This window comes from Amaricoccus sp. W119 (assembly GCF_047275745.1).
Taxonomy (GTDB): domain Bacteria; phylum Pseudomonadota; class Alphaproteobacteria; order Rhodobacterales; family Rhodobacteraceae; genus Amaricoccus.
In genome coordinates this window covers 1-6,749 of the sequence record NZ_JBKQWU010000107.1, presented here as the reverse complement: position 1 = coordinate 6,749, position 6,749 = coordinate 1, and the positions used below count along the sequence as shown (strand labels likewise).

Sequence of the window (6,749 nt, the reverse complement as noted above, 5' to 3'; positions counted from 1 at the left end):
AAGACGCCCGATCAGATCCGGGCCGCGCAACTCGGCCTTGAAACCGAAGCCGCCACGGTCAAACTGGCGGCGTAACCGGCGCAAAGCGCTGTCTCAAATCCGTGCCCCGGTACAAGCCGAGCCCTTCATCGACCCGCGCGAGGTAGCGGGTGTCGCCGGTCATCGCGTAGAAATCCATGAGCTTGCGGAGCGCGCTCGCCGTGGTATGCGTCGCGAGCGCCAGCGGCTCGTAGCTCCGCGCGGCCACCGGGTTCAGATCGGCGTCGTATTGCAGCGAGAAGCCCGGCTGGTCATCGCCCTGTTGCAGGAGCAGGAAGGCATCCATGCCGCGGTGGATCACCGGCAGGAGATCGGGCCGCCCGAGCGTCTGCCACGCCATGATGAGCGTCTCCATGTTCTCGGAGGCCACATCGTCGTTCAGCGTCGGATAGGAGGTATAATCCTCCTCCCAGAGCAGGTTCTCGGGATAACGCTGCGGCCAGGTGCCGATCGGCTGCTGGCTCTCGACGATCAGATCGATCGCCTTGTCGAGCGCGGGTCGCAGGGTCGGGTCGAGCTTCTCGAGATAGAGGCGGAGCAGGAACTGCGTCGACTCGGCGGTTCCGGCGTCGTCGAAGGTGGCATTCTCCCAGTTGTGGTGGAATTCCTCCAGCCGCCAGCCCGCCTCGCCGATCGTGTCGTACCAGCGTTGCAGCGAGGCGGGGCCGGCGAAGTCGAACATGTAGTTCCAGCCGCCCGCCTCGGTCTGGCCCCAGATCAGCGCGCCCGCGGTCTCCATCGCGGCGTCGTAGTAATATTCGTCGCCGGTCGCGTGATAGGCGTCGAGAAAGAGATGCCCCATGGTCGCGGTGCCGGGGGGCTGGACCCAGACCATCGTGTCATAAGCCTCCATCTCGCCCCAGCGTTTCGACATGTCCGGCAGGTAGGACCAGACATAGCCGCCCTTGAGCGCGACCTTCTCGACCATGAACCGCGTGGCGGCCTTCATCGCCTCCTCGACCACGGCCCGGGTGATCTCCGGCGCATTGGCGGGATTGTCCTGCGCCGCGAGCGTCGTGGGGGCGGCGCCGATCGTCAGTGCGAGAATGGAAGCGATGGCGTTCAGTCTCATGGATGTCCCTCCGGGGCTGGCGTCGATGGGTGGTCGGAAACCGTTTTTCTGGGCGAGCGGACGCCGGACCGGGACATGCCCGCCTGTTGGTGTCAGAACGCGATATGGACGAAACCCGTTCCGGGCGAGTTCGGCCGCTGGAACGGCCGACGGAAGTGCCCGTGCGCCTCCCCGCGCGACACCTAGGTCAGGTAAGAAGACTTATGTTGCCCGACGGGGCCCCGGAGCGCGCGAGGAAGTCGCAGGCGCGGCGCCGTTGCTCCGCGGTGAAGACATGGCCTTCCGGGCCGATCTCCGTTTCGAGCGCATCGCCGGCGCCGGCCGCGCGCCAGATCCGGGCGAGATCGCCGAAGGCGGTGCGCGCCGCTGCTTCGGGGAAGTGCCGGTCCAGCGCGCCCGAGGTGATCCGCAGCCGCCGGGGGGCGATGAGGCCGGCGACATCGGGATAGTCGAGGCGCCCGCCGAGCGCGGGATGCAGCATGGCAAACGCCGACTGGCCCCGGGTCTGGTTGCCGCCCGGCACCATGAGATCGGCGAGCCGCGCCATCCANGGGATAGTCGAGGCGCCCGCCGAGCGCGGGATGCAGCATGGCAAACGCCGACTGGCCCCGGGTCTGGTTGCCGCCCGGCACCATGAGATCGGCGAGCCGCGCCATCCAGGAGGCGGCGACCCCGGCGCGGATCTCCGGGCAGAGCGCCATGACCTGCCAGGCGCGGAAGCCGCCGAAGGAAAAGCCCATGGCGAAGACGCGGGTCCGGTCGACGGCGGGATGGCGCGCGAGCCAGCGCGCCGCCTGCGCGTCCTCGGCGGCGATCACCCCGGCGAGGGTGAGGCCGAACTGCATCAGATTGGCCGCCAGCGCCTGCTGCGCCGCGTAGCCGTTGCCCGCGCGCGACCCCCAGCCGAGCGCATCCGCCGCGAGCACGACGAACCCCCGCGCCAGCAGGTCCTCCCCGAGCGAGCCGCCCTCGTAGCAGCGCGCCTGCCAGTCGCGGGCCCGCTCCGCGCCCGCCGCGTCATCCCAGGGCAGGATGACCTTCTCCTTGCCGATCGCGAATTCCGATCCGTGGTCGTGCAGGAGCAGGACCGCCGGATGAGGCCCCGCGCCCGGCGGGATCAGCATCAGCGCCTCGGTTCTCGCGCCGGTCGAAAAGCGCGCGCGGAGGCGCAGCCGCGTCGCGTCGCGATCCGCGCGCTCCCCGATCGTCCCGACCGACGCCTCTCCTTCGAGCACCGGGCCAACCGCGTCGCGCAGAAGCGCGAGACCCGCCGCGCGCCAGTCCTCGAACGTCCCCTCCCCGAACGTCCCCGCCCAGGTGCCGAACCCGTGCGAGAACCGCGGCGCCGTCCGGAGCCCGTCGAGGACATCGGGCATGTTGTCGGAATCGATCGCCATCGGTGTCAGGCCGTCGCGCGCGCCACCTGCGCGAGGCGGTCGCGGCTGCCGCCGAGATGGATGCGGAGCGCCGCCCGCGCCGCGTCGCTGTCACCGGCGGCGATCGCCGCGACGATCTGGTGATGCTCGGCGCTGATCCGGCGCAGATATTCCTGCAGCGTCGTCGCATCGTACTGATGCGTGGGGACGCGCGCGCGGGGCACCAGCACCTCGCCGAGATAGTTGAAGAGCCCGAGGAAATGCCGGTTGCCGGTCGCCTGCGCGATCGCCCGGTGAAAGGCGATGTCGAGATCGACCGTGCTCCGCCCGGCCTCGATGGCCGCGTCCATCGCCGCGCAGGCTTGCTCGATCCGCGCGAGTTCCTCCGGGGATCGGCGTCGCGCGGCGAGCGCCGCCGCCTCGGATTCGATCGCGACACGAAGCTCCAGCGCCTCCAGCACCTCCTCGACGAGCGACAGGTTCTCCTCCGAGATGCGGAAGGAGCGCATCCCCTCGTCGAGCACGAAGGCGCCCTTGCCCTGCCGGGTCGCGACGAGGCCGCTCGCCTTGAGGTTGGCGATCGCCTCGCGCACCACCGTGCGGCTGACGCCGAATTCCTCGATCAGCTCCTTCTCGGTCGGCAACTGGTCGCCCTTGCGGTAATCGCCCGCCTGGATGCGCCCGGTCATCGACTCGACGAGCTGCGCGGTCAGCGACTGCCTCGGGCGGGCCATGTTCATCCTCCCTACGCCGCCCGGTCGTAATCGAGGCTGGCGCCAATCAGTTCGCGTGCGTAAGAGTCGGTCGCGCCATTGCCCGGGATCGCCTCCCGGCCGAGCACCTCGACGATCTTCCCGTGCAGCATGATCGCGAACTGGTCGCACATGTGGTCGATCACGGCAAGATCGTGGCTCACGAGCAGGTAGGTCAGGTTGCGCTCGGCCCGGAGGTCGGAGAGCAGGTTCAGGACCTCCGCCTGCACCGAGACATCGAGCGCCGAGGTCGGCTCGTCGAGGAGCAGCACCGAGGGTTCGAGCACCAGCGCGCGGGCGATCGCCACGCGCTGCCGCTGGCCGCCGGAGAGCTCGTGCGGATAGCGGTCGAGGAAGGAGGGCGGCAGGCCCACATCGACCATCGCCTGTTCCATGCGCTGGGTCCGGCGGTCGAGCCCGTGGATCACCAGCGGCTCATTGAGCGTGGTGCGGATCGAATGTCGCGGATGGAGCGAGCCATAGGGGTCCTGGAACACCATCTGCACGTCGCGGCAGTAGCTCTTGCGGGGAATGTCCCGCACCGAGCGGCCGGCGATGTCGATCCGTCCCTCCCAGGCCGAGAACAGGAGGCCGATGCATTTCAGGATCGTGGACTTGCCCGAGCCCGACTCGCCCACGAGCCCGAAGCTCTCGCCGGAGCGGACCGCGAAGGACACGTTGTCGAGGATGCGCCGGGCCTGGTCGCCGAGGCCGAGACGGATCGTCAGGTTTTCGATCGTGATGTCGCTCATGCGTTCACCTCCGCGAGCGGGCGTTTCCAGCTTTCGTCGCGCCGCAGCACGGGCAGCGGCGAGCGGTCGCCGCCGATGCGCGGCTGCGCGGCGAGCAGCCCGCGCGTGTAATCGTGGCGGGCGTTCCCGAGTTCGGACGCCGGCAGCGCCTCGACCACCTGGCCCGAGTACATGATCAGCACGCGGTCGCAAAAATTGCGTACGAGGTTCAGGTCGTGGCTGATCATGATGAGCCCGAGGCCGCGTTCGCGCACCAGATCGTCGAGGATGCCGAGCACCTTCATGCGTACCGTCACGTCGAGCGCCGAGGTCGGCTCGTCGGCGATGATCACATCGGGTTCCGGCACCAGCATCATGGCGATCATGACCCGCTGGCCCATGCCGCCCGAGATCTCGTGCGGGTAGAGCTGGTAGACCCGTTCGGGATCGCGGATCTGCACCGCTTCGAGCATCGCGAGCGCCTTCAGCCGCGCCTCGCGCCGCTTGCCGCGATGGTGCACGGCATAGGCCTCGGCGATCTGGTCGCCGACGCGCTGGACCGGGTTCAGCGAGAACTTCGGGTCCTGCAGGATCATCGAGATCCGCGCGCCCCGGACCTTGAGCATCCGCCGCTCGGAGGCGCCGAGCAGGTCGGTGCCCTCGAAATCCATCCGGTCGGCGGTGATGGTCGCGGTCGGCAGGAGCTTCAGGAGCGCGCGGCCGATGGTCGATTTGCCCGAGCCGCTCTCGCCCACGATGCCGAGCCGCTCGCGGCCGAGGCGGAAGGAGACGTTGCGGACCGCCTGCATCGCCGAGGCCCCGCGACCATAGGTCACGCAGAGGTTCTCGATCTCCATCAGGGTTTCTGGCCGCGGCGTCCCGGTTTTCGGTGTGCCGGCCGTCGGGGTCTCAATGTTGGATGCGTTCGCCATCAGTGCCGCCCCTTCCGCTGCTTGGGATCGAGCGCGTCGCGCAGACCGTCGCCGATCAGGTTGAAGGCGAGGCTGACGCAGAGGATCGCAGCGCCCGGGAAGCCCACCAGCCACCAGCTTTCCAGCATGTAGCGCCGGCCGATCGCGATCATCGCACCCCATTCCGGCAGCGGCGGCTGCGCGCCGAGGCCGAGGAAGCCGAGGCCCGCGGCGGTCAGGATCACCGTCGCCATCGAGAGCGTGAGCCGCACGAGGACCGAGGGCATGCACATCGGCACGATCGACTTCCAGATGATCCGCGCCGCCGAGGCGCCCTGCAGCTTCGCCGCCGAGACGTAATCCGCGTTCCGTAGCATCAGCGTCTCGGCGCGGGCGAGGCGGGCGATCGGCGGCCAGGAGGTGAGCGCGATCGCGATGATCGCATTCTCGAGCCCGGCGCCGAGCGCGGCGACGAAGGCGAGCGACAGGATGAGGCTCGGGAAGGAGAGGAAGATGTCGGTGATACGCATCAGCACCGTGTCGAACCAGCCGCCGAAATAGCCGGCGAGCGTCCCGACCGCGAGGCCGATCGGCCCGACGATGACCGCGACGAGCGCGATGATCGAGAGCGTGATGCGCGAGCCATAGACGATGCGGCTGTAGACATCGCGGCCAACCTCGTCGGTGCCGAAGAAATGCGCGCCGCTCGGCGCCTGGAGGGTCGCGGCGAGATCCTGCGCGTAGGGGTCATGCGTCGCGAGAAGCGGCGCGAAGACGGCGAGGATCACGAGCACGGTGATCACGACCAGTCCGAAGAGCGACGACGGGTTCCCCGCGAGATGCCGCACGACGGTTCCGGTATATTCGGCCCCCGAACGGAGCGCTGCGATGCGCTGCGAGGCGGCGGGGTTCATGGTCTCGGTTGTCATCGCGTCCTCGGGTCGAAGACCTTGTAGAGCAGGTCGGAGAGGAGGTTCAGGGTGATGAAGATCACGCCCACCAGCAGCACGCAGGTCATCACCGCGTTCATGTCGCCGGTCAGCATGTTGTTGGTCATGTACTGGCCGAAGCCGGGCCAGGAGAACACCGTCTCGATCAGCACCGCGCCTTCGAGCAGGCCGCCATAGGCGAGCGCCACGATGGTGACGAGCTGCACCCGGATATTGGCGAAGGCATGGCCCCAGACCGTGCGCCCGAAGGAAAGGCCCTTCACCCGCGCCGTGGTCACGTATTCCTGGTTCAGCTGGTCGAGCATGAAGCTCCGCGTCATCCGGGTGATATAGGCGAGCGAGGCGAGGCCGAGGATCGAGGCGGGCAGGATCAGGTGATTGACCGCGTCCCAGAACACTTCCCAGTCGCCGGCGAGGATCGAGTCGATCAGGAGGAACCCGGTCACCGGATCGACGAGCCCGTCGTTGAAATCGGAAACCCGTCCCCCGCCTCCGACCCAGCCGAGCCAGGCGTAGAAGACGATGAGCCCGATCATGCCGGTCCAGAAGATCGGCATCGAATGGCCGAGCAGCGTCACGACCCGGACGATATGGTCGGTCGGCCTGTTCTTCTTCACCGCCGCCCAGACACCGAGCGGAATGCCGAGCCCCGCGCCGAAGATGATGGCGAAGGTGGCAAGCTCGATCGTCGCCGGCATCACGTTCATGATGTCCTCGGCGACCGGCTGGCCGGTCCGGAGCGAGGTGCCGAATTCGCCGCGCACCACGTCGCCGAGATAATTGGCGAACTGGACGTAGATCGGCCGGTGTCAACGGCGGAGCAAAACCAGGCCGTTGGGCGGCGCAAAAGTAGGCCACTTGGCGCCGCAAGCGGGGAACGGCGGGAGGGCGTAGCCCGACTAGAGTTTCCCGCTTGCG

7 protein-coding genes are annotated in these 6,749 nt (G+C 68.4%); all 7 read right to left on the bottom strand.

Going from position 1 to position 6,749, the window contains the following annotated elements; genetic code table 11:
• Positions 1 to 58: 58 nt before the first annotated feature.
• The 7 genes from ACLJK8_RS21540 to ACLJK8_RS21510 all read right to left on the bottom strand — a co-directional run bounded on the left by ACLJK8_RS21540 (position 59) and on the right by ACLJK8_RS21510 (position 6,595).
• Positions 59 to 1,111, bottom strand: a complete 1,053-nt coding sequence (locus tag ACLJK8_RS21540; protein ID WP_413152479.1) for a pectate lyase — start codon at positions 1,109 to 1,111, stop codon at positions 59 to 61.
• 182 nt (positions 1,112 to 1,293) lie between these two features.
• Entirely contained in the window at positions 1,294 to 2,508 is a 1,215-nt protein-coding gene (locus ACLJK8_RS21535) for a dienelactone hydrolase family protein (protein ID WP_413152477.1), read from the bottom strand.
• Between the two features lie 5 nt (positions 2,509 to 2,513).
• Positions 2,514 to 3,221, bottom strand: a complete 708-nt coding sequence (locus tag ACLJK8_RS21530; RefSeq protein WP_413152476.1) for a FadR/GntR family transcriptional regulator — start codon at positions 3,219 to 3,221, stop codon at positions 2,514 to 2,516.
• Between the two features lie 11 nt (positions 3,222 to 3,232).
• Positions 3,233 to 3,991 (bottom strand): ABC transporter ATP-binding protein, encoded by a 759-nt coding sequence (locus tag ACLJK8_RS21525; protein ID WP_413152475.1) that lies wholly within the window; start codon positions 3,989 to 3,991, stop codon positions 3,233 to 3,235.
• Entirely contained in the window at positions 3,988 to 4,827 is an 840-nt protein-coding gene (locus ACLJK8_RS21520) for an ABC transporter ATP-binding protein (RefSeq protein ID WP_413152474.1), read from the bottom strand. The genes ACLJK8_RS21525 and ACLJK8_RS21520 overlap by 4 nt, the downstream gene beginning before the upstream one ends.
• A 74-nt stretch (positions 4,828 to 4,901) precedes the next feature.
• A complete protein-coding gene (locus ACLJK8_RS21515) occupies positions 4,902 to 5,810 on the bottom strand; it encodes an ABC transporter permease (protein ID WP_413152472.1) in 909 nt (302 codons plus the stop codon).
• A complete protein-coding gene (locus tag ACLJK8_RS21510; protein WP_413152470.1) occupies positions 5,807 to 6,595 on the bottom strand; it encodes an ABC transporter permease in 789 nt (262 codons plus the stop codon). The genes ACLJK8_RS21515 and ACLJK8_RS21510 overlap by 4 nt, the downstream gene beginning before the upstream one ends.
• Positions 6,596 to 6,749 lie beyond the last annotated feature (154 nt).

Bases quoted from the DNA above. Each gene is read 5' to 3' on its own strand.
- ACLJK8_RS21540 (WP_413152479.1), bottom strand. From the start codon at position 1,111: ATGAGACTGAACGCCATCGCTTCCATTCTCGCACTGACGATCGGCGCC.
- ACLJK8_RS21530 (WP_413152476.1), bottom strand. From the start codon at position 3,221: ATGGCCCGCCCGAGGCAGTCGCTGACCGCGCAGCTCGTCGAGTCGATG.
- ACLJK8_RS21525 (WP_413152475.1), bottom strand. From the start codon at position 3,991: ATGAGCGACATCACGATCGAAAACCTGACGATCCGTCTCGGCCTCGGC.
- ACLJK8_RS21520 (WP_413152474.1), bottom strand. From the start codon at position 4,827: ATGGAGATCGAGAACCTCTGCGTGACCTATGGTCGCGGGGCCTCGGCG.
- ACLJK8_RS21515 (WP_413152472.1), bottom strand. From the start codon at position 5,810: ATGACAACCGAGACCATGAACCCCGCCGCCTCGCAGCGCATCGCAGCG.